Here is a 21,756-nt window from a genome sequence, read left to right on the forward strand (position 1 = left end):
GAGGGCCAACCATACGGATCCCGAGGTCAGCGACTCAACAAGGCCGGTGGACGAGCCTCGGGACAACCTGTGGACGCCGGTGGGCGAGCATGTGCGCAGGGTGTGCACAGGCTGTGGACAACCATTGGGGAATTCTCGGCGATAACGCGCTGACCTGGGGTTATGCGGTCCCCAGCCTGTGGAGGGAAATATTTCGGTCGGGCCTGTGACACGATCGTCCCGTACTATCTCCAGCGAACGGCTACACCTGGACAGCGGATTCCGCTTTCGGTTCAGAAGGGTCACACTCCGGCCGTGAGTTACCGGGACTGGGGACGCGGGGAGGGCAGCCCGCGCGAGCGCCAGCCGATCGCCTCGTGGGGTGAGCCCGCGCCGGCGCTTCCGGTCGACCCGTACGACGAGGACGTGCGCTACCGCACCTCGAGCCGCCGGCGGGCGTTGGACCGTGGGCAGGATGAGCCAGCCGACGCCTACCTTCCACGGTGGGCGCTGGAGTCGGGGGTTCGGCACGCGGACGGCGCTGGCCGGCACGCCGCGCCCGACGACGACGAACCGGAAGCGGAGCCGCCGAGTTCCGGTGCCGGCTGGCGGTCCACCGAGACGAGAAGCAGCCAACGGCGGGCCAGCGAAACGAGCTGGCGGGAGCAGCCGGCACTCGACGCGGCGCCACATTCGGACCACACGAAGGAGTGGACGCTCGACCGTCCGCAGGACCAGGGATACTCCGGCCGCCGGCGCGCCGACTCGGTGGAGGGGGAGCCGGTCTCGGGAGCGGTCCCGGACCGCCGTCCCCGCCGTGCGCCCGCCGGCCGTCCTCAGGTCGTCTGGTCCGGCGGTGACCTGGAGCCCGCTCCCGTCGAGCCGGCGCCCCGACGGGACCCGGACCGGCCCAGCCGACGAAGCCGCCGTGCCGCGGAGGAGTCCTGGTCCCGACCGGCTGTCGACCCGTGGGAGCGCGAGTCCGAGCGGGCGGTGGAGCCCGAGCCGTCGTACGCCCCGGCGGTCGACCCGTGGGACGCCTCGGGCGTGCACGCCTGGCCGCCGGCGGCCGGTGCGGACGACACGGACCTGAGCGGGCAGTGGTCGCAGGCGGAGAGCATCGGTGGCTGGGAGCGGTCCGACCGCACCGGTCAGTGGGAGCGGTCCGCGGTCGAGGACGACCAGTGGGATCGGACGGTGCCGCCACGCTCCGACCGGTCGGTGGCGGCGGAGGGTTGGCCGAGCCGGGCCGAGGGGTTCTGGTCGGGCACCCGGCTGGCCGGAGACGACCCCCGGTGGATGGATTCGTCGACGTCGGCACCCCGGTCCCCGGTGGTCGGGTACACCGCTCCGCGCCCGCGCAGCGCGCCCGTACCGCGTGCTGGCGGTCCGGGGCGCCGGACGGTTCAGCCGCCGGTCGGGACGGCGTCGGTGCGCCGGCGGGTCGAGACGGCGGCCACGGGCGCCTGGGCTCGGCGCCTGGAGGACGACCTGCTCGACCCGGATCCCAGCGGGCCCTTCCTGTCGCTGCTGTACACCGCGGCCTGTTACCTCGTGCCGGCGGTGCTGATCTTCGTCTGGCTGTTGACGCTGGACGGCCAGCCGCCGGCCGGCTGTGTCACCGACATCAGCGGGGGTGGCTGCGACTCGGCCCGGTCGCGGGCGCTGGAGTCGCTGCTCGCCGGCGCGCCGCGGTTCGGGCTGGCGCTGGTGAGCAGCCTGGTGGTTGCGGCGTTGCTGCGCCGGGTCGGCACCACGTGGCGCTCGGCCACCATCGCGGTCGCCGCTGCGGTGGTGGGCGGGGGTCTCTCGACGGTGCTGATCAGCGCGGTGACCGGTCAGCCGATCGGCTGACCGGCGCGGGCACCACGACGAACACGCACGAAGGCCCGTACCGATCGCTCGGTACGGGCCTTCGTGGTGGTGTTGCTGGCGTCAGCCCTGAACGACGTTCAGGCTGAACGACGCGGTCACCTCGGGGTGCAGCTTGATCTTCACCGGGTAGCTGCCGATCGACTTGATGTGACCGGGCACCTCCAGCCGGCGCCGATCGAGGACCGGGCCGCCGGACGCCTTGACGGCGTCGACGATCTCGGCCGGAGTGACCGAGCCGAAGAGCCGCCCGCCGTCGCCGGCGCGGGCCTTCAGGCTGACCTTGAGACCCTCGAGCTGACCCTTGACCTCGTTGGCGTGGTCGAGGTCGCGGATCTCACGGGCCCCACGGGCCCGCTTGATGACCGTGACCTGCTTTTCCGCGCCCTTGGTCCAGACGATCGCGAAGCCCTGCGGCAGCAGGTAGTTACGGCCGTAGCCGTCCTTGACCTCGACGATGTCGCCCGGGGCACCGAGGCCGGACACTTCCTGAGTCAGGATGATCTTCATATCGGTGCCTCCTCTCAGCGGGTGGTGGCCGTGTACGGCAGGAGCGCCATCTCACGGGCGTTCTTGACCGCACGGGCGATCTGCCGCTGCTGCTGCGAGGTCACGCCGGTCACCCGCCGAGCGCGGATCTTGCCGCGGTCGGAGATGAACTTGCGCAGCAGCGCGGTGTCCTTGTAATCGATATAGGTGATCCCGTCCTTGTCGAGCGGGTTCACCTTCTTCTTCGGCTTGCGAAGTGCCGCAGCCTTGGCCATTGCACGTGCTCCTGGTTTGCGATCGCGGGCGCTCGGCGCCATTAGAACGGTGGCTCCTCGTCGAAATTGGCGCCCGAACCGGCACGCGCGGGAGAGGGTGCAGCCGAAGCCCAGGGGTCGTCGAAGTTGCCTCCGCCGCCACCCTGACCACCACCGCCACCGCTACCGCCACCAAAGCCGCCGCCACCGCCACCGGAGCGGGACATCTTCTGCACCTTCGCCGTGGCGTAGCGCAGCGACGGGCCGATCTCGTCGACCTCAAGCTCGATGACGGTGCGCTTCTCGCCCTCGCGGGTCTCGTACGACCGCTGACGCAGCCGACCCGAGACGATCACGCGGGCGCCCCGCTGGAGTGACTCGGCAACGTGCTCCGCCGCCTGACGCCACACGGTGCAGGCCAGGAAGAGCGGCTCGCCGTCCTTCCACTCGTTGGTGGTCTTGTCCATGAAACGGGGCGTCGAAGCGACCCGGAACTTGGCGACCGCCGCACCGGACGGGGTGAACCGCAACTCGGGGTCATCGGTCAGATTGCCGATGACCGTGATGGTGGTGTCTCCTGCCATGACCATCTCCTCGCGCACTCAGCGTCTCGTCGTACAGGCTCCCAGAGCCGTACGACAGAGCCGCGGAGGCTGATCCGGGCGAACCGGGTTGAATGCTTAGCGCATCTCCGGCCGGATGACCTTGGTGCGCAGCACGGACTCGTTGAGCCGGAGCTGACGGTCCAGCTCGGCCACGGCAGCAGGCGTGGCCTGCAGGTCGACGACGGCGTAGATGCCCTCGGCCTTTTTGTTGATCTCGTACGCGAGGCGCCGGCGGCCCCACACGTCCGTCTTCTCAACGGAGCCACCCGCGGTCCGGATCACGTTCAGGTACGTGTCGAGCGACGGGGCGACGGTGCGTTCCTCGAGGCTGGGGTCGAGGATCACCATGATCTCGTAATGACGCAAGACGTGCTCACCTCCTGTGGGCTAAGCGGCCACGGTCCTTCCGTGGCAGGAGGTCGTGCGTCGCTGCCCGCACGTGCCGGGGGAACCCGGCCGGACGCGGACAACCTGACCAGGATACCCGGTCCGGACGATCATGCCCGGGGTGGTCGGCTCGGCGCCGGAACGTGCCGACGGGGGCCCACCGTCCGACCGTCACCGGTCGGTGGTGGACCCCCGTCAACGAGGCCGCGGGGCGTCCCGTCCGCATTCCTTGGGTGGGACCTGGGGAGGAACGACCACACCGATGAGGTTGGACCGAAGACGCCCCGCGGAGCTTTATCGTGTTGTTACCTGACGATACAACGGCTCTCGTACCTTGTCGGGGGAAAAAGCACAAATTTCCGAGATTGTTCTTCGGCGGGAACTGGTCTCTCGAAGGGGTCGCCCCCCGCCGCGCCGGGCCGCGCGACGGGGGTGACCTCGCTGTCGGTCCGTCGACCACCGGCTGCCGTTCGCGGCGCTCGCGCCGACGGCGGTACCGGGCGCTGGCCGCCGGCTCCAACCCATCAACGATCGTCGGTCCCACGGGTGACGCGTCGACGTCCGACACCGCGCCGGCCATCACCCCACCCGTCGGGGGCGCGACGTAGGCTCGCTCGCATGCGTATCGGAGCCCACGTCGATTCGACCGACCCGCTCGCGGAGGCGGCCGCCCGGTCCGCCGACACCGTGCAGTTCTTCCTCTCCGACCCCCAGGGGTGGAAGGCCCCCAAGCCACGGGAGGACGCCGAGCAGCTACGCGCGGCCGAGGTCGATCTCTACGTGCACGCGCCGTACGTCATCAACGTGGCGACGCTCAACAATCGCATCCGGATCCCCAGCCGCAAGCTGCTGCTCGGGCACGCCACCGCCGCCGCCGCGATCGGTGCCAAGGGCCTGATCGTCCACGGCGGGCACGTCAACGCCGGCGACGACCCGGCCGTCGGCTTCGACAACTGGCGCAAGACCTTCGCGTACGCGGCCGACTCCGGCGGTTTCGGGGTCCCGGTCCTGATCGAGAACACCGCCGGCGGCGACAACGCCTGCGCCCGCCGTCTGGACGCGCTGGCCCGGCTGTGGGACGCCGTCGGCGACCACGAGGTCGGCTTCTGTCTCGACACCTGCCATGCCTACGCCGGCGGCGAGGATCTGCTCGGCCTGGTCGACCGGGTCAAGGCGATCACCGGGCGGATCGACCTGGTGCACGCCAACAACTCCAAGGGCGCGTTCAACTCGGGTCAGGACCGGCACGACAACCTGGACGGCGGGACGATCGACCCGGAGCTGGTGGTGGCGGTGATCCGGGCGGCCGGAGCGCCGGTGGTTGTCGAGACCCCGGGCGGTGTGACCGGGCAGTCCGCCGACATCGACTTCCTCCGCCAGCAGCTCGGCACGGAGAGCCCGGCGGCATGACGACCGGACAGTCCGGGACCGGCAACGCCCGGCCCGCCTCCACGGGTGACACCGAGACCAGACCGGCCACGTCGCCCGCCGCCGGCACCCCCGCCGCCCGCACCGCCGGCACCGCGTCAGACGCAGCCATCACCACCGCTGCCAAGGACGGCAGCGCGGACTCCAAGGCCAAGGACGACAGGGCCAGGGACGACAGCGCGGACGCCGTGGGCGAGACCGACACCGCCAAGGACGGCGACGCGCGGGTCGACACCGCTCCCGATGCCAAGGTCGCCACCACGACGGGCAACGCATCCGAGCCTGCCAAGGACTCCACCGCGCAGGACGCAACCGCGAAGGACGACTCCACGAAGGAGGCCGCCGGGAAGGGCGCGGCGGCGGCAGATGGCGACGGCGCGGCGAAGTCGACCGAGCCCGAGCGTTGGGAGGCCTTCGCCTCCGCGCCCGAGCCGGTGCCCAGCCGCCTCACCAGGGCGGCCCGCGCCGTCGGCCGGTTCCTGATCCACGAGTGGACCCTGGCCAGCCTCGGCGCGCTGGCGCTGGCCGTGCTCATGACCTGGCCGACGCTGCGGTACCCGCGCTACACGCTCCCACAGGACTACTGGGACCCGAGCCTGCAGGCGTGGCAGATGGCCTGGTCCGGGCACATCCTGCTGACCGACCCGGCGCACCTCTGGCAGTCCAACACGTTCTTCCCCGAGCTGTGGAGCTTCGCGTTCTCCGACACGCTCCTCGGCTACGCCCCCGCCGGGATGCTCGGCAGTGGCCCCGAGGACGCCGTGCTCCGCTACAACATCATGTTCGTGCTGGCGCACGCGCTCGCCACGCTCGGGGCGTACGCGCTGGCCCGACAGCTCGGCTCGGGCCGGATCGGCGCCGCCGTCGCCGGGGTCGCCTACACCTACGCGCCGTGGTGGCTGGCCCAGGCCGGGCACCTGCACGTGCTCTCCAACGGCGGCATCCCCCTGGCCCTGGCCATGCTGGCTCGTGGGCACGGCTGGTCACTGCGGCACGGCTACCGCCCGGAACGCCGGCACGACGGCTGGGTCTACGCCGGCTGGCTGGTGGCGGCCTGGCAGCTCAGCCTCGGCTTCGGCATCGGCCTGCCGTTCGCGTACTTCCTGGCCGGCGCGGTGCTGGTCGCCGCCGTTCTCTTCCTCGTCAGGCGGCTCCGGAGCGGGCAGGCGCCGCCGTTCGGCCGCCGGCTGTTCATCGCCGACGTGGTGGGCGGGGTGCTCTTCGCCGGGGTCGGTCTGCTGATGGCCATCCCGTTCTTCAAGGTGACCGAGCTGCACCCGTACGCCGAGCGCACCGTCGGCGACATCAGCCTCTTCTCCCCGCCGGCGTCGGGCTTCGTGACGGCACCCGCCGAGTCACGGATCTGGGGTGAGCTGCACGAGGGTGCCCGGGCGGCGTTGCCGTGGCACCCGGAGATGACCCTGCTGCCCGGCTTCGTGCTCTACGCCCTGGCCGCGGGCGGGCTGTTCTTCTCGGTCTGGCGCCTACGGCACCGCCTGCTGCTGCTCGCCGGTGTGCTGGTGACCATGGCCTTCGCGATGGGCACCCGCTTCTTCGACGGCACCTTCACCTACATCCCGCTCTTCGAGCACGCGCCGGGCTGGAGCGCACTGCGTACCCCCGGGCGGTTGATGCTCTGGACCACGCTGCTGCTCGCCCTGCTCGCGGCCGGCGCGGTCACCGCCCTCACCGACCGGGTCCGCGAGCTGGCCGCACAGCGGATCCCATCCTGGCCTGGCCCGTGGCTGCGGCTGGCCACCCTGCTGCCGCTGCTGCTGGTCACCGTCGAGGGCCTGAACACCACCCCGCATCCGGTGGTGCCGACCCAGCCGGCCGCGCTCCGCACGGCGGAGGGACCGCTGCTGGTGCTGCCCAGCAACCAGAGCCTGGACCAGCACGTGATGCTCTGGTCGACCGACGGCTTCCCGGACGTGGTGAACGGCGGCAGCGGCTTCACCCCGCGCCAACTCGACGACGTCCGCCGGGTCAGCCAGTCGTTCCCCGACCAGACCAGCGTCGACTACCTGCGCACGCTCGGCGTCCGCACGGTGGTGCTGCTGCGCAACCAGGTGCCGGGCACGCCGTGGGAGATCACCATCAACACGCCGGTCGAGCCGCTCGGCATCACCCGGCAGGAGGTCGGCGACGCGGTGGTCTACCGGCTCTGACCGGGATCAGGTGGTGGTGACGGGCTCGGGTGCGGGCTTGTCTGCGGGGCGGCGCCATCGGTCCAGCCAGGGTGCGTCGGGCGCGCCGTCGAGCACGCCGCCGTCCGGGTCGTCCGGATAGGTGGTTCGCACCGCGTCCCGCTCGGGATGCAGGATCTCCTGGACGATCAGCACGCAGAGCACCACCACGGTGGCCAGCCGGAGCGTCGAGGCCAGCACGAACACTCCCTCCGGGAAGACCGGACGGCTGGTCGCCGCGCCGAGCAGCTCGCCGTAGAAGGCGACGAAGTAGCAGACCTCGGCGAGCTGCCAGGCCAGGAAGGCGCCCCACTTCGGCCGGGCCAGCACGGCCAGCGGCAGCAGCCAGAGCACGAACTGCTGGGACCAGACCTTGCTGAAGATGAGGAACGCGGCGACGACCAGGAAGGCGAGTTGGGCAAGCCGCGGTCGTTGGGGTGCCCGCAGCGCCAGCACGGCCACGCCGAGGCAGGCCAGCCCGAAGAGGGCGTACGAGATGGTGTTGAGGGTTCCGATGTTGACGTTGAGCCACTCGAACGGGCCGAGCCGGGCGGGGTCGCCGCCGACCTTGCCGTCCAGGTAGCGCCCGATGTACCAGAGCGTGCCCCAGTCGATCGGTCGGGTGCTGTTCAGCTCGAAGAACCGGTCCCAGTTCTCCCGGTACGCCAGCGCGGGGGGCAGGTTCACCAGCACCAGGGCGGCGATGGCGCTGCCGATCGCGATGAGCGCGGCGCGTAGCCGTGCGGCCCGCAACGCCAGCACCAGGATGGGGCCGAGGAGGAACAGCGGCCAGAGTTTCGCCGCGCCGGCGAGGCCGAGCAGCACACCGGCCAGCGCCGGCCGTTTGCGTGCCCAGGCCAGCAGGCCGAACGCACCCAGCCCGATGGCGAGCAGGTCCCAGTTGACGGTGGCGGTGAGCAGCAACGCCGGGGCGAGCGCGAACAGCGCGGCGTCCCAGGGTCGTCGACGGCGCAGCGCCAGGATCACCGCCACGGTGGCCACCGCGAGCGCGCCCAGCACCAGTGCGTTGAGGTTGTAGAACCACTCGCCCTGGTTGATGCTCGGGTCGCCGTCGCCGAGGGCGTGCACCGGCAGGCCCAGCGCCCCCATGAAATAGCCGGTCAGAACGGGATACTCGACCGGGTGGTCGCGGTAGGGCACCTTGCCCTCGTTGAGCCCCTCGGCGTAGTAGAGGGCGAGCACGTCGGTGTAGCAGAACCTCGTGTACTGCTCGTTGTTCTGCCAGGCACCGTCCTGGCAGGGGGACTTCTGCACCCAGTGCAGGGCGAGCGTGAGGCAGGCCAGCGCCAGCACGATCCGGACGGCGGTCCAGAAGCGCCGCTCACCGCCGGCCGGCCGGTCCAGCGCCGTCGCGTGGTCGCCCAGCGGACCGCCGATCACGCCGGAGATGCCGCGGACGAACCCGTCGGAGCGGGACGGGTGGTCGGTGGTTCCGGCGTCGTCGATGCCGGGCGTCGACTGGGTGCTCATGGAAAGGCATCCTGCCGTACGTCGGGGGTGCGCGTCCCGTCCCGGCACGCCGGATCCGGATACGGAAACGCCGCCGCCGGCCGGACAGGTCGTCCGGCCGGCGGCGGCGTCGTGGAGTGGGTGCGGGTCAGTCCCGGTTGGTCGGTGCGAGGCCGGGCAGTAGCCCGCCGCCGTTGCCGCCGTTCCCGCCGTTGCCTGGCCCGCCGGGGTTGCCACCGTTGCCGTCGGTACGCGGGCAGAACGGGTTGGTCAGCGGGTCACAGGGCGGCTGCCCGCCCGGCCCGCCGGGCCCACCCGGCAGACCCGGGATGACAGGTGGCGTAACCGCCGGCTCCTCGCCGTTGCCCTTGGTGGCGTCGCCCTCGCCGGTGACGCTGGGCAGAGGAATCTCCTCCTGGCCCTTCAACGCGGTGTTCATGTACTTCTCCCAGATCGGGCCGGGCAGCGTCGAACCGCCGATGGCCTTACCGCTGGCGAGGCGGATCTGGGGCTTCTTCGGATCCCGGCTGCCCACCCAGACCGCGGTGGCGTTCTGCGGGGTGTAGCCGACCGTCCACGCGTGGGCGTTGTCCTTGTTGTCGTACTCCCAGGTGCCGGTCTTGGCGGCGGCCTGGCGGCCGTCTTCGAGCGAGAGCTTGTTGGGGGCGGGGATCTGCTTCAGGACACCGGTGACCTCATCGGTGATCTTCTTGTCGATCCGCTGCTCCGGCTTGATGCGCTCGCTGCCGACCACCTTCCACTTGCCGGTGTCCTTGTCCTGCTGCTCCACCTTGATGACGAAGTGCGCCTTGATGTACTTGCCGTCGTTGGCGAACGTGGCCATGGCGTTGGCGTGGTCGAAGACCGTGATCGGGTACTTGCCGAAACCGGTGTAGTTGTCGAAGGGGTTCGGCCCCTTCTTCGACAGGTCGAAGGCCTGCGGCGGGTCGACGCCCCACATGGTGGTCACGCCGGCCTTCCTGGCCATGTCGACCACCTTCTCGGCGCCGACCTCCTTGGTGACCCAGTAGAAGGGCACGTTGTACGACTGGATCGTCGACTCTTCGAGGGTGCACCACTTGCCGCACTTGAGGTTGGTGCGGCCGGCGTTGCCGATCGCGACCTTGGAACCCTCGGGCTTGTACGGCGTGGGGTCCCAGTGCGACTTGACCGAGATGCCGGCCTCGATGGCGGCGGCCAGGGTGTACACCTTCATCGACGAGCCGGGCTGGTGGCCACCGGTCAGGTCGCCGTTCTTGTCGGTGTTCTTGCCGGCGTAGTCGAAGTCCGCACCGCTGTCACCGCCGTAGTAGGCGAGCACGCGGCCCTTCTTCGGGTCGATCGAGACGACGGCAGCCATCAGGTTCTTCGGCTGGTCGTTGAGCTCGGAGCCCTTCTTCGACTGCATCGCGGTGTTCTCGGCGGCCGCCTGGAGCTTCGGGTCGATGGTGGTGGTGATCCGGTAGCCGCCGTCCCGCAGCGCGTCGACGCAGCTCGTCTTGCCCTCCGCGCCGCTGTCGGAGCAGAGGCCCATCGCGTCCATCTCCTGACGGACGTAGTTGATGACGTTGCCGCGAGGGCTGTCGACACCGAAGCCGACGCCGTCCTTCTTCGGGGGAAGCACCTTGGGGTACTCGACCGGTGCCGCCTGCTGACCGGGGGCGTCCAGCCAGCCTTCCTTCTTCATGCCGGCGATCACGTAGTCCCACCGCGACTTGGCGTCGGTCGGGTTGACCGCCGGGTCGAACCCCTTGTGCGTCTCGCTCGCCACCGGCTGCTTGATCACTGCGGCCAGGACCGCGCCCTCGGCGACGGTGAGTTTGCTCGCCGGCTTACCGAAGTAGGTCTGCGCCGCGGCCTCGATGCCGTACGCACCACGTCCGAAGTAGATCACGTTGAGGTAGTGCTGCATGATCTGCGGCTTGTCGTACTTCTCGTTCAGCTTGGAGGCGAGGATCGCCTCCTTCACCTTGCGGCCGTACGTGTCGTCCTGGAGGTTCTCGAACGCGTTACGGGCGTACTGCTGGGTGATCGTCGAGGCACCCTGCTTGTCGCCCCCGGAGACGTTGTTCCACGCCGCCCGGACGATGCCCTTGTAGTCGACGCCCGAGTGCCGGTAGAAGTTCCGGTCCTCGGCGGCGGCCACCGCGTGCTGCACGTACTCGGGGATCTGGTCGATGGTGACGAAGCTGCGGTTCTCGCTGCCCAGCTTGGCGAGCTGGGTCTTGCCGTCCTTGGCGTAGACCGTCGTGGACAGGGGCAGCGGCATCTCGTCGGGCATGACGACGTTGGTCGAGTAGTAGGTGAAGCCGACCACGCCGACACCGGCGAGCATGATGAAGACCGCGAACCCGGCGATCAGCAGGTTCATCCGCTTGCGCTTCTTCGCCTTGGCCGCCGCGCCCGGGTCACCCGGACCGCGACCGCCCCGACCACCACGACCCGGACCGTTCGGCCCACCGGGGCCACCGGGGCCACCCGGGCCGCCGGAGACCGGTGAGACGCTCGCCCGTGCGACCGCAGCCCGGCCGCCCACGGACGCGGAGCCGACACTGGCCCGGCCCGCCGAGGCGGCGCCGACGGACGCCGCGCCCACCGTGGCCCGACCCGCCGGCGCACCGGGGGCCGGGGACACGGGCACCGAGGCCCGGCCGGCGCCGGCACGACCGGCGGCCACACCCGGTGCCGGGGACACCGGCACCGACGCCCGACCGGGTCGGCCGGGCGTGGCCGGACCGACCGAGGCGGAGCCGGCGGCGCCGCGTGGCGGGACCGCGGCCGAACCACCCACGGAGGCCCGTCCACCGGCGGCCCGCGGTGTCACCGAGGCACGACCGGGGGACGCTGGGACCTCCGGGGCCGACCAGCCACTCCCACGAGAGTCACCGCCGGTTCGGCGGTACGCGTCGTCCGCGCCCGGTCCGGGGTCGCCGTTCGGACCCGGGTACTGGGCCCGTCCGCGCGCAGAACTGGGATCGCCGTACGAGTTCATTCCTCACACCCTGCCGGTCGCGGTGGGGCGCTGCTGCGCCGCCACCGGGTTGCCGTGAGTTGCTTCACCCGGGACACCGGCACGGGGGTGCCGGTTCACCGAGGTCATTGCAGTATCAATCGGGCTAATCAGACCAACGAGCGGTCGACCGTCCCGGGTCATGTCTACGGCCCCGGGGCCAGTCGAACCAGCTGAGATCACCGTTGCGCCTCTCGCCTCCGCTGAGCGGTGCCTCCGGCACCCGCCGCGTCCTGCTCACCATCGCCGTCGCCGCTGAGACCGTCCCGACCGAGCAGGTACTGCTCGACGAGATGGTTCCAGTCACAGCCGAGGCACACCTCCACCACGAAGACCTGGAACTCACGCAGCGTCATTGCCAACACGGGCAACTCGGCCAGCGTCCGGGCCTGGCCGGCGGACTGCTTGAGTTCGTCACCGTAAATGTAGTGGACGTTGGTCAGGTTCTCGCTGCGGCAGATGGGGCAGCGCCGGTCGGTCGGCTCGCCGTGGAACCGGGCGGCGTTCTTCAGGTACGGCGACGCGTCGCAGACGTCGTACGTGCCGACCCGGCCGGCCAGGAGCTCACGCAGCACCGCTCGCTTCTGTAGCGAGTAGTCGACGACCTGGCGCTGCGTACGCATGCGGAGAAGGGTACGCGGTCCGGCTCGACCAGGCGACCACGGTCACGATCCGTGACAACAGGGTCTCGGAACGAGGGTTTGCCCTGGCACCCACGAACCGCTAACGTGCGATGTATCGGTCCGATACATCGCGGCGGTTACGGCTCCGCGCCGGGGGTAAGAGAGGGTGGCCAGTGCTCGAGTTCGCCATCCTCGGCCTCCTGCAGGAGTCTCCAATGCACGGCTACGAGCTGCGCAAGGAGTTGACCGCCAAACTCGGCGCGATCCGGGCGGCGATCAGCTACGGCTCGCTCTATCCGACCCTGCGCAGGTTGCAGGCAGCCGGATGGATCACCGAAGCTGCCGAGACGCCCGCCACCGCCGAGGAGGTTCCCGCGCTGACCAGCCGACGAGGTCGGGTGGTCTACAAAATCACCGCGGAAGGCAAGGAACGCTTCGCCCAGCTGATCGCACAGGCCGGGCCCGAGACGTACGACGACACGGGCTTCGGGGTGCACTTCGCGTTCTTCGCCCGGACCGACCAGGCGACCCGCCTGCGCATTCTGGAGGGTCGCCGCCGCAAGATCGAGGAGCGTCGCGAAGGGCTTCGCGACGTGCTGGGCCGGGCGGCCGAGCGCCTCGACGCTTACACCCTGGAACTGCAGCGCCACGGCCTTGACGCCTGTGAGCGCGAGGTCCGCTGGCTGGAGGAGCTCATCGCCAACGAGCGCTCCGGCCGAGCCCCGACGGTCCCGAACACCGGGACGGCCGGCGGCCGACGAGAAGACAACAGCCCGCCTCCGCCTGGAGAGACCAGGAAAGAGCGGCCGTGACAGAAAAGAAGGAGGCAGACGCTATGGGCTCCGTCCGCGTCGCCATCGTCGGTGTGGGTAACTGCGCCTCGTCCCTGGTTCAGGGCGTCGAGTACTACCGGAATGCCGACCCGAACGACCGCGTCCCGGGTCTCATGCACGTCGCCTTCGGCGACTACCACGTCAACGCCGTGGAGTTCGTCGCGGCATTCGACGTGGACGCCAAGAAGGTGGGCATGGACCTCGCGGAGGCGATCGTCGCCAGCGAGAACAACACCATCAAGCTCTGCGACGTGCCGCCGACCGGCGTCAGCGTGCAGCGCGGTCCGACCTTCGACGGTCTGGGCCAGTACTACCGCGAGATCGTCGAGGAGTCCGACGCGACCCCCGTCGACGTGGCGCAGGCGCTGCGCGACGCGCAGGTCGACGTCGTCGTCTGCTACCTGCCGGTCGGCTCCGAGCAGGCCGCCAAGTTCTACGCCCAGGCGGCGATCGACGCCGGCTGCGCGTTCGTCAACGCCCTGCCGGTCTTCATCGCCTCCGACCCCGAGTGGGCGAAGAAGTTCGAGGACGCGGGCCTGCCGATCGTCGGTGACGACATCAAGAGCCAGGTCGGCGCCACCATCGTGCACCGCGCCCTGGCGAAGCTCTTCGAGGACCGCGGCGTCGAGCTGCTGCGCACGTACCAGCTCAACTTCGGCGGCAACATGGACTTCATGAACATGCTGGAGCGTAAGCGGCTGGTCTCGAAGAAGATCTCGAAGACCCAGTCGGTCACCTCGCAGATCCCGCACGAGATGAGCAAGAGCGACGTGCACATCGGCCCGTCGGACCACGTGCCGTGGCTGGACGACCGCAAGTGGGCGTACATCCGCCTGGAGGGCCGCTCGTTCGGTGACACCCCGCTCAACGCCGAGCTCAAGCTCGAGGTGTGGGACTCGCCGAACTCGGCCGGCGTCATCATCGACGCGGTCCGGGCCGCGAAGATCGCGCTGGACCGGAAGATCGGCGGCCCGATCCTGTCGGCCTCGTCGTACTTCATGAAGTCCCCGCCGGTGCAGTACGCCGACCACGACGCCCACCAGGCCGTCGAGGAGTTCATCGCCGGTGAGGTCGAGCGCTGACCCGCTGAGCGCCACACACGGCCGAGGGCCGGGTCCGAAAGGACCCGGCCCTCGCCGCGTTCAGTGCCTCGTCGCCGGATACGGCGACCGGCTCACTTCCAGCTCGGCGTGCTCTTCATCGCAGCGGCCGCCCGGCGCGCCTTACGCTGCTCGGCCGACTCGGCGCTGCGCGCCGTCGCGCTGGCCGAGAACGGCATGATGCCCGGGTTGACCGAACCGACGCCGATCACGAACGCCACCACGTCGATGATGATGTGGGTGGTCCGGGCGGCGTAGACCGAGATGGCGTCGGTCAGACCGTTCTCCACGTCCTCGTAGCCGATGCCCGACATGAACGAGTTCGAGAGCACCTGGTTGGTCAGGTAGTTGATCGTCGAGAAGTTCGCCGGACGCGGCGCCCCGAACGGGAAGATCTGCACGAAGCCCCCGGCGACCGCGGTCGTCACGGTGAGGTTGCCGAAGAGGGCGTCGCCGAAGTTGACGAAGTCGCTCAGGTCGATGTGGATGGTCTGGCCGTCACGCAGGCGACCCGAGCTGTCCAGGGTGGTCGACGAGGCGTTGACGATCCGGGCGCGCGACGCCGCCGAGCGGGTGTCGACGAGCCGCTGCGGCGTGATCGGGACGATCTGGTTCGAGTTGCCCGTGGTGTGCACGTACTCGAGGTACTTGTAGCCGCCGAACTCGGCGACCACCTGGATGTTGCCGTCGGTGTCCATGCCGATCGAGCCGGCCTCGGAGGCGGGGTTCAGGACGTTCCCGCGCGGCGTCAGCTGCAGCGACGGCCGGGCGAACACCGTGCCGTCGACGGTGGTGGTGCTCGTGTTCTCCAGACGCAGGGTGGCCCCGGCCCCGGTGCTGGTCAGCGCCGTGGTGGTGGCACCGGCGTTGTTCGCGGCGCCCTGGAGCACCGCCTGGCCCGGGTCGGCCTGGGCGGGGCCGGCGACGGCGGCGCCCACCACGGTGGTGCCGGCGACGCCGGCGGCGACGGTGCCCGCGCGGCGCAGCAGCCGGCGGCGGTTAACGGTCTTGTCCTCGTGCTCGGTCATCGGTCCCCCGCAGAGTCGGTGAAATGACGCCCGATCATGACGGTTACAACCACGCGTCCACATCGACCGATCGGTCGATAAACGAGAGATCTTCCCGAGGGGTTCGGACCGGTCAGGACCACGCCTGTTGCAGGGCCACCCGGGCCTCCAGCTCCAGCAGGTGCACCTTGCGCGGCAGGCCACCACCGAAGCCGACCAGCCGACCACCGGCGCCGACGATGCGGTGACACGGGACGATGACGGGGATCGGGTTCCGGTTGCAGGCCACGCCCACCGCCCGGGCCGCTCCGGGGTCACCGACCCGGCGCGCCACCTCGCCGTAGGTCAACGTCTCGCCGTACGGGATCAGGGTCATCTCCCGCCACACCGCCCGTTCGAAATCCGACCCACGCGGAATCGACACCGGAACGGTGAACCCGGTCAGCTCACCGGCGAAGTACGCCCGCAGCTCGGCGACGGCCTGCCGGGACAACGCGTGGTCGGGCTCGTCCGCCGCCGCGTCGACCCGACCGAAAAGCGTGCCGCAGACGCTCACACCGTCGCTGGCCACGGAGAACTCGCCGATCGGTGAGTCGAGCACGGTCCAGCGCATCGGCCCATTGTCCCCGACCCCACCGACAGTGGTCGGTCCCGGCCACCATGGTCGCCCGCCGGGCCTGTCCACGTCTGCTCCGGAGCCCTCGTCAGGAGATCATTCTCGCGTCCCGCCGAGCCGTGGGACGTTGCGTGGCGTCGATACCGTGCAGGTCGTGGCCACGGGGACGCTCATCTTTCTGATCATCGGCGGTGCGGGCGTCGGTGTGCTGGCGCTCGCCCTGCTCGGCACCGAACTGTTCCACTTCGGGCACGCCGACGTGGACGGGCCGATCTCCACCGAGACGGTCGCCGGCTTCGCCGGGGCGTTCGGGTTCGGTGGAGCCATCGTCAACGAACTGCTCGGTGCGCGTACCCCCGGCATGATCGCCAGCGCGGTGGCCGGCGGCCTGCTCGCCGCCGTGCCCATCGCCTGGTTGGCGTCCCGGCTGAGCCGGGCGGCGCGGAACATGCACACCGATCCCACCCCCACCCGCGACGACCTGGTCGGTGCGCTCGGCCTGGTCGTCACGCCGGTGCCGGTCGACGGCTACGGCGAGGTCCGGGTACGCGTCGCCGGCCAGCCGGTCAAGCTCAACGCCCGCGCCGACCAGCCGATCCCGATCGGCGCCCAGGTCTTCGTCGTGCAGGCGCTCAGCGAGACCAGCGTGCACGTCGAGACCTACTGACTCCTCTTCGCAGACAGGACTTTCGCCATGCCCCTGTTAATCGCCATCGGCGGCGCGGTACTGCTCGTACTCGTCCTGGTGTTCTTCGTGCTCTCCCGGATCAAGGTGGCCGGGCCGAACGAGGCCTTCATCGTCACCGGCCGCAAGGGCCGCACCACGCAGACCGCCGACGGTGCCCGGTCGACCGACATGTCCGGGCAGAAGGTCGTGCTGGGCGCCTCGGTCTTCGTGCTGCCCGTGGTGCAGAAACTCCAGTCGCTCGACCTGTCCAGCCGACGGATCGACGTCGGCATCCGGGGCGCGGTGAGCAAGCAGGGCATCCGCACCGACCTGCACGGCGTGGCGATCGTCAAGGTCGGCGGGACCGAGGACGCGATCCGGGCCGCCGCACAGCGCTTCCTGCACCAACAGGACGAGATCGACAACTTCACCCGCGAGGTGCTGGCCGGGGCGCTGCGCTCGATCGTCGGCCGGCTCACCGTCGAGGAGGTGATCCGGGACCGGGCGGCGTTCGCCAGCGCGGTCGCCGAGGAGGCCGAGCACTCGATGACCAACCAGGGGCTGGTGCTGGACACCTTCCAGCTCCAGGACATCCTGGCCGAAGGCTCCTACCTGCAGGACCTGGGCCGGCCCGAGGCCGCCCGGGTGCTCAAGGACGCGGCGATCGCGGAGGCGCGCGCCCGGCAACAGGCCGAGCAGGAGCGACTGCTCGCCGAGGAGGCCATCGCCGAGGCGAACCGGAACCTGTCCCTCAAGCAGGCCGGCATCCAGGCGGAGATCGACGCGGCCAAGGCGAAGTCCGCGGCGGCTGGGCCACTGGCCCAGGCGGAACGCGACCAGGCGATCCTCTCCGAGCAGCAGAAGGTGGCCGAGCGCAACGCGGAGCTCAAGCAGCGCCAACTGGACACCGAGGTACGCAAGCCCGCCGACGCCGCCCGGTACAAGGTGGAGCAGGAGGCCGAGGCGGCCCGTAACGCGGCGGTGCTGCACGCCGACGCGCAACGGCAGTCGGTCATCGCCGCCGCGCAGGCCTCGGCCGAGCAGGCACGGCTCACCGGTGAGGGCGAGCGTGCCCGGCGGGCCGCGCTCGCCGAGGCGAACGCCATCGAGGGTGCCAAGGAGGGTGAGGCCGAGCAGCGCCGGCGCTCCGCGATCGCCGAGGCGGTCGAGCGGGAGGGCCAGGCCGAGGCAGCGGCCATCCTGGCGAAGGGCCAGGCCGAGGCGGACGCGATGGCCCGCAAGGCCGAGGCGTTCGCCGCGTACGGGGAGGCGGCGGTGCTGGACCTGCTGGTCAAGGTTCTGCCGCAGGTGGTGGAGGCGGCCAGCGCCCCCATCGGGGCGATCGACAAGATGACCGTCATCTCCACCGACGGCGCCTCGTCGCTGACCAGGTCGGTGGCCGGCAACGTGGCCCAGGGGCTCCAGCTCGGCAGCGACCTCACGGGGGTCGACCTGGCCGGCCTGCTGGCCCGGCTCAGCTCCGCGTCCACCCCGGCCGGCAAGGGCACCGCCTCGGTGGACGGGACGGCCGTCGAGGCCCGCTGACGCCGTACGCCGACGGGCGCCGCTCCCAAAGATCGGGGGCGGCGCCCGTCGTTTCCGGGTCAGTGCCGGTCAGTCGACGATGCCCTCGGCGCGGGCCCAGCGCAGCAGTTCGGCCTCGGCGGCGTCGCGGTCCAGCGGGCCGTGTTCCAGGCGCTGTTCCTTGAGGTGCTTCCAGGCACGCCCCACCACCGGCCCCGGCGGTACGCCGAGCAGTTCCATGATCGCGTTGCCGTCGAGGTCGGGACGGACGCGCGCCAGGTCCTCCTCGGCCGCGATCCGGGCGATCCGATCCTCCAGCGCGTCGTAGTCGGCGGCGAGCTGGGCGGCCTTGCGCCGGTTGCGGGTGGTGCAGTCCGAGCGGGTGAGCTTGTGCAGCCGGGGCAGCAGGTCACCGGCGTCGGCGACGTAGCGGCGCACCGCCGAGTCGGTCCACTCGCCCCGCCCGTACCCGTAGAAGCGCAGGTGCAGCGCGACCAGCGCGGTCACCTTCGCCGTGATCTCCTTGGGGTACCGCAGCGCCTTCATCCGGGCCTTGGTCAGCCGGGCACCGACCACCTCGTGGTGGTGGAAGCTCACCCGGCCGTCGGAGCCGACCGATTTGGTCGCCGGCTTACCCGCGTCGTGCATGAGGGCGGCCATCCGCAGGATGAAGTCACAGCCGTCCTCCTCGTAGGAGACCGCGTTCTCGACGACCGTCAGCGTGTGCTCGTAGACGTCCTTGTGCTGGGCGTGCTCGTCGATCTCCAGCTTCAGCCCGGTCAGCTCGGGCAGGAACCGCTCGGCCAGCCCGGTGTCGACCAGCAGCCGCAGCCCGGTGATCGGGTCGGCGCCGCAGAGCAGCTTGGTGAACTCGTCGCGGATCCGCTCGGCGGTGATCCGGTCCAGGTCGGCGGCCATCCGGCTCATCGCCGCGTGCACGTCCGGGTGCACGGCGAAGCGCAGCTGCGCGGCGAACCGGGCGGCCCGCAGCATCCGCAGCGGGTCGTCGCCGAACGACTCACTGGGCGCGCTGGGGGTGCGGATCACCTTGGCGGAGAGATCCTCCAGCCCGCCGTGCGGGTCGGTGAAACGGTGCTCCGGCAGGCTGACCGCCATCGCGTTGATGGTGAAGTCACGCCGCTTCAGGTCCTCGGTGAGGTTGGTGCCGTACACGACCACGGGGTTGCGGGTGACCTGGTCGTACGACTCGGCGCGGAACGTGGTGATCTCCAGCCGGAGGCCGTCGCGTTGAGCGCCGATGGTGCCGAACTCCCGGCCCGTCTCCCAGATCGACTCGGCCCAACCCTTGATGATCCGCAGGGTCTCGTCGGGGTGCGCGTCGGTGCAGAAATCAAGGTCGTCACCGAGGCGACCGAGCAGGGCGTCCCGCACCGAACCGCCCACGAGGTGCAACTCGTACCCGGCGCGGACGAACCGGCGGCCCAACTCGTCGGCGACCGGGGAGACCCGGAGCAGTTCGGCGACGGCGTTGCGCTGCGCGGCGGTGAGTTCGCGGCGGTCGGCGGCGTGGGGAGCGGAGGCTTCGGACATGGGATCGCCAGCCTATCGGGCGTGGTCCGCATCCCATCCGCCGGGCGCGGGTAACGGGTACCGGTTGACTATGGTCTGTGACGTGCGGGTCGGTGCCCGGCTCGACGTACCCCTTGGAGGCTGGAGATGAGCGGCGGGCTCTACCGCAGCGCGAACGCCGCGCAGGACGGCGGTGCGGGAGCCGGCGTGCGCCCGGGGGACGGCGCCACGTTCATCTCCGCCGAGCCGCTGAACCAGCCGGCCATGGAGTCGACCGCGCCGCCGCAGGAGCAGGTGGGCGAGGCCAGCGCCGCCGCCAACAGCGCGGTGATGGCCGTCGGCAGCCTGGTCAGCCGGGGTACGGGTTTCCTGCGCACACTGGTGCTGACCGCCGCGCTCGGTGGGGCACTGGTCGGTGACGCGTACACGACCGCGCAGATCCTCCCCGGGATGGTCTACGAGTTCCTGCTCGGCGGCATCCTCACCAGCGTCCTGATCCCGGTGCTGGTCCGCCGGCGCAGGATCGACGCCGACGGCGGCCAGGCGTACGCCCAGCGGCTGTTGACCCTCGCGGTGCTGACGCTCGCCGGGGCGGCGCTGCTGGCGGTGCTCTCGGCGGGCCTGCTGACCAAGCTCTACGCCGGCGACAACACCGGCGATGACTTCCGGGACCTGGTCAAGGCGCTGTCGTACCTGATGCTGCCGATGATCTTCTTCACCGGCCTCAGCGCGCTGATCAGCGCGGTGCTCAACACCCGGGGGCACTTCGCGGCCCCGATGTGGGCGCCGATCCTGAACAACATCGTGGTGATCGCCACCGCGGGGCTGTACATCGCGATCTTCGGTGCGGAGATCATCCGACCCGAGCAGATGACCACCGGCCGGATCCTGCTGATCGGTGGCGGCACCCTGCTCGGCGTCGCGATCCAGGCGGCCGGGCTGCTGCCGGCGCTGCGGAAGGTCGGTTTCCGCTGGCGGTTCCGGTTCGACTTCCGCACCCTCGGGCTGCGCGAGCTGGGCCGCCTCGGCGGCTGGATGTTCTGCTACGTCGCGGTCAGCCAGATCGGCCTGATCGTGCTGTTCAACCTGCTGAACCGGGCCGGCAAGGAGAACGCCGCCGGCCCGCTGATCTACAACAACGTCTTCCTGCTGCTGATGATGGCGCACGGCATCATCGCCGTCTCGATCATCACGGCACTCATGCCCCGGATGAGCGCGGCCGCCGCCGACGGCCGGTACGCCGACGTCGCCGCCGACCTGTCCCGGGGCACCCGCACCGTCTCGGCGGTGCTGGCCCCGATCGCGGTCTGCTACGCGGTGCTGGCCACCCCGCTGGCCGTGGCGCTGTTCCGTTACGGCGCGTTCAGCGACGAGAACGCCGCGGACACCTCGCTGGTGCTGCTGCTGGCCGCGCTGGCCCTGGTGCCGTTCGCGATCAGCCAGCTCTTCACGTTCGCCTTCTACGCGCTGCCGGACACCCGCACCCCGGCGCTGATCAACATTCCGGTGGTGGCGCTGCGGATCGGCGTTCAGGTGGTGCTCTACGTGGCGTTCGCCGCCCACTTCGCGGCAGCCGGCATGATGATCGGCAACGCCGTCTCCTATCTGGCGGCGGCGTTCGCCTCCGCCTGGCTGCTGCGACCCCGGATCGGCCGGATCGGGATGGGCACCATCCTGCGGACTCTCGGCCGGGTGGCGGTCGCCGCGCTCGGCGCCGCACTGGTCGGGCTGCTGGTGGTGAGCCTCCTCCCCGGCGGCGACACGCCGAGTTGGGTGCAGGCCGTGGTGCAGCTGGTCGTCGGCGGCGCGGTGATCGGCGGAACGTACCTGGGGCTGGCCATGGTGCTGCGGATCGGGGAGATCACCGAGGTGGTGGGTATGGTCCGCCGTCGACTCGGTCGCTGACCGCGACCATCCACACACCAGCAGTCAGTGTTCACACGGTCCGTGACTGCGGATCACCAGGCTGGGGACGCTCCTGTGGATAACTCCGCGATTCGCCGGTCACCCGCCGGATCGGCCTGTGGATAACCAACCGTACGGCTGAGCGTGCCGACCCGATCGGTGGGAACATGCCGGTTGGCGGGAGCGCCAATCGGGGCCGGCCCCGGCGTCGGTCACTTGCGGTGAAGCCGTAGATTGGCTAGTACATGTGCCAGCAACGTGGCTGACAACG

18 protein-coding genes are annotated in these 21,756 nt (G+C 70.6%); 8 read left to right on the plus strand and 10 right to left on the minus strand.

Annotated features, from left to right (window positions below):
• Positions 1–294: 294 nt before the first annotated feature.
• Entirely contained in the window at positions 295–1,833 is a 1,539-nt protein-coding gene (locus tag M8C17_RS14215; RefSeq protein ID WP_252416921.1) for a hypothetical protein, read from the plus strand.
• An 81-nt stretch (positions 1,834–1,914) separates the two neighbouring features.
• Here the strand turns inward: M8C17_RS14215 and rplI are convergent, their stop codons facing one another.
• From rplI to rpsF, 4 genes are all read right to left on the minus strand, one after another.
• Positions 1,915–2,361 (minus strand): 50S ribosomal protein L9, encoded by a 447-nt coding sequence (gene rplI / locus M8C17_RS14220; protein WP_252416922.1) that lies wholly within the window; start codon positions 2,359–2,361, stop codon positions 1,915–1,917.
• 14 nt (positions 2,362–2,375) lie between these two features.
• On the minus strand, positions 2,376–2,615 hold the full coding sequence (rpsR, locus tag M8C17_RS14225) for a 30S ribosomal protein S18 (RefSeq protein ID WP_013289355.1): 240 nt from the start codon (positions 2,613–2,615) through the stop codon (positions 2,376–2,378).
• 41 nt (positions 2,616–2,656) lie between these two features.
• Complete coding sequence (locus tag M8C17_RS14230; RefSeq protein WP_252416923.1) at positions 2,657–3,196, minus strand: single-stranded DNA-binding protein; 540 nt, start codon at positions 3,194–3,196, stop codon at positions 2,657–2,659.
• A 78-nt stretch (positions 3,197–3,274) separates the two neighbouring features.
• Positions 3,275–3,565, minus strand: coding sequence for a 30S ribosomal protein S6 (gene rpsF, locus M8C17_RS14235; RefSeq protein ID WP_007073791.1), 291 nt, complete (start codon positions 3,563–3,565; stop codon positions 3,275–3,277).
• A 639-nt stretch (positions 3,566–4,204) separates the two neighbouring features.
• Between rpsF and M8C17_RS14240 the strand changes: the two genes are divergently transcribed.
• Both M8C17_RS14240 and M8C17_RS14245 read left to right on the plus strand, forming a co-directional pair.
• On the plus strand, positions 4,205–4,996 hold the full coding sequence (locus tag M8C17_RS14240; protein WP_252416924.1) for a deoxyribonuclease IV: 792 nt from the start codon (positions 4,205–4,207) through the stop codon (positions 4,994–4,996).
• Positions 4,993–7,182, plus strand: coding sequence for a poly-gamma-glutamate biosynthesis protein PgsC/CapC (locus M8C17_RS14245; protein WP_252416925.1), 2,190 nt, complete (start codon positions 4,993–4,995; stop codon positions 7,180–7,182). Before M8C17_RS14240 ends, M8C17_RS14245 begins: the two co-directional genes overlap by 4 nt.
• A 6-nt stretch (positions 7,183–7,188) precedes the next feature.
• Here M8C17_RS14245 and M8C17_RS14250 read toward each other — a convergent pair whose 3' ends face one another.
• The 3 genes from M8C17_RS14250 to M8C17_RS14260 form a co-directional block, all read right to left on the minus strand.
• A complete protein-coding gene (locus tag M8C17_RS14250) occupies positions 7,189–8,691 on the minus strand; it encodes a glycosyltransferase family 87 protein (protein ID WP_252416926.1) in 1,503 nt (500 codons plus the stop codon).
• Between the two features lie 127 nt (positions 8,692–8,818).
• The gene (locus tag M8C17_RS14255; protein WP_252416927.1) at positions 8,819–11,662 is read right to left on the minus strand and encodes a transglycosylase domain-containing protein; all 2,844 of its coding nucleotides are present in this window, start codon (positions 11,660–11,662) and stop codon (positions 8,819–8,821) included.
• A 197-nt stretch (positions 11,663–11,859) separates the two neighbouring features.
• Positions 11,860–12,303, minus strand: a complete 444-nt coding sequence (locus tag M8C17_RS14260; RefSeq protein WP_252416928.1) for a DUF5318 domain-containing protein — start codon at positions 12,301–12,303, stop codon at positions 11,860–11,862.
• A 173-nt stretch (positions 12,304–12,476) separates the two neighbouring features.
• On the opposite strand from M8C17_RS14260, the gene M8C17_RS14265 reads away from it, so the two are divergent.
• Both M8C17_RS14265 and M8C17_RS14270 read left to right on the plus strand, forming a co-directional pair.
• Positions 12,477–13,115, plus strand: a complete 639-nt coding sequence (locus M8C17_RS14265) for a PadR family transcriptional regulator (RefSeq protein WP_252416929.1) — start codon at positions 12,477–12,479, stop codon at positions 13,113–13,115.
• A gap of 23 nt (positions 13,116–13,138) precedes the next feature.
• Complete coding sequence (locus M8C17_RS14270; protein WP_252416930.1) at positions 13,139–14,218, plus strand: inositol-3-phosphate synthase; 1,080 nt, start codon at positions 13,139–13,141, stop codon at positions 14,216–14,218.
• A 92-nt stretch (positions 14,219–14,310) separates the two neighbouring features.
• Here M8C17_RS14270 and M8C17_RS14275 read toward each other — a convergent pair whose 3' ends face one another.
• Positions 14,311–15,264 carry a hypothetical protein gene (locus M8C17_RS14275; protein WP_252416931.1) on the minus strand — a complete coding sequence of 318 codons (954 nt, stop codon included), beginning with the start codon at positions 15,262–15,264 and terminating at the stop codon, positions 14,311–14,313.
• A 112-nt stretch (positions 15,265–15,376) separates the two neighbouring features.
• On the minus strand, positions 15,377–15,856 hold the full coding sequence (locus M8C17_RS14280; protein WP_252416932.1) for a methylated-DNA--[protein]-cysteine S-methyltransferase: 480 nt from the start codon (positions 15,854–15,856) through the stop codon (positions 15,377–15,379).
• A 148-nt stretch (positions 15,857–16,004) separates the two neighbouring features.
• On the opposite strand from M8C17_RS14280, the gene M8C17_RS14285 reads away from it, so the two are divergent.
• The gene (locus tag M8C17_RS14285) at positions 16,005–16,526 is read left to right on the plus strand and encodes an NfeD family protein (RefSeq protein WP_252416933.1); all 522 of its coding nucleotides are present in this window, start codon (positions 16,005–16,007) and stop codon (positions 16,524–16,526) included.
• A gap of 27 nt (positions 16,527–16,553) precedes the next feature.
• Complete coding sequence (locus tag M8C17_RS14290) at positions 16,554–18,071, plus strand: flotillin family protein (RefSeq protein WP_252416934.1); 1,518 nt, start codon at positions 16,554–16,556, stop codon at positions 18,069–18,071.
• Positions 18,072–18,140: 69 nt separating this feature from the next.
• Here the strand turns inward: M8C17_RS14290 and M8C17_RS14295 are convergent, their stop codons facing one another.
• The gene (locus tag M8C17_RS14295) at positions 18,141–19,601 is read right to left on the minus strand and encodes a CCA tRNA nucleotidyltransferase (RefSeq protein ID WP_252416935.1); all 1,461 of its coding nucleotides are present in this window, start codon (positions 19,599–19,601) and stop codon (positions 18,141–18,143) included.
• 126 nt (positions 19,602–19,727) lie between these two features.
• Here M8C17_RS14295 and murJ point away from each other — a divergent pair, with 126 nt between their 5' ends.
• Positions 19,728–21,485 (plus strand): murein biosynthesis integral membrane protein MurJ, encoded by a 1,758-nt coding sequence (gene murJ, locus M8C17_RS14300; RefSeq protein ID WP_252416936.1) that lies wholly within the window; start codon positions 19,728–19,730, stop codon positions 21,483–21,485.
• The last annotated feature ends 271 nt before the right edge of the window (positions 21,486–21,756 follow it).

It is taken from the genome of Micromonospora sp. RHAY321 (genome assembly GCF_023896955.1).
Classification (GTDB): Bacteria; Actinomycetota; Actinomycetes; order Mycobacteriales; family Micromonosporaceae; genus Micromonospora.

Coding starts and splice junctions, on each gene's coding strand:
- rplI (WP_252416922.1), bottom strand. CDS start 2,361: ATGAAGATCATCCTGACTCAGGAAGTGTCCGGCCTCGGTGCCCCGGGC.
- rpsR (WP_013289355.1), bottom strand. CDS start 2,615: ATGGCCAAGGCTGCGGCACTTCGCAAGCCGAAGAAGAAGGTGAACCCG.
- M8C17_RS14240 (WP_252416924.1), top strand. CDS start 4,205: ATGCGTATCGGAGCCCACGTCGATTCGACCGACCCGCTCGCGGAGGCG.
- M8C17_RS14245 (WP_252416925.1), top strand. CDS start 4,993: ATGACGACCGGACAGTCCGGGACCGGCAACGCCCGGCCCGCCTCCACG.
- M8C17_RS14250 (WP_252416926.1), bottom strand. CDS start 8,691: ATGAGCACCCAGTCGACGCCCGGCATCGACGACGCCGGAACCACCGAC.
- M8C17_RS14255 (WP_252416927.1), bottom strand. CDS start 11,662: ATGAACTCGTACGGCGATCCCAGTTCTGCGCGCGGACGGGCCCAGTAC.
- M8C17_RS14260 (WP_252416928.1), bottom strand. CDS start 12,303: ATGCGTACGCAGCGCCAGGTCGTCGACTACTCGCTACAGAAGCGAGCG.
- M8C17_RS14270 (WP_252416930.1), top strand. CDS start 13,139: ATGGGCTCCGTCCGCGTCGCCATCGTCGGTGTGGGTAACTGCGCCTCG.
- M8C17_RS14275 (WP_252416931.1), bottom strand. CDS start 15,264: ATGACCGAGCACGAGGACAAGACCGTTAACCGCCGCCGGCTGCTGCGC.
- M8C17_RS14280 (WP_252416932.1), bottom strand. CDS start 15,856: ATGCGCTGGACCGTGCTCGACTCACCGATCGGCGAGTTCTCCGTGGCC.
- M8C17_RS14290 (WP_252416934.1), top strand. CDS start 16,554: ATGCCCCTGTTAATCGCCATCGGCGGCGCGGTACTGCTCGTACTCGTC.
- M8C17_RS14295 (WP_252416935.1), bottom strand. CDS start 19,601: ATGTCCGAAGCCTCCGCTCCCCACGCCGCCGACCGCCGCGAACTCACC.
- murJ (WP_252416936.1), top strand. CDS start 19,728: ATGAGCGGCGGGCTCTACCGCAGCGCGAACGCCGCGCAGGACGGCGGT.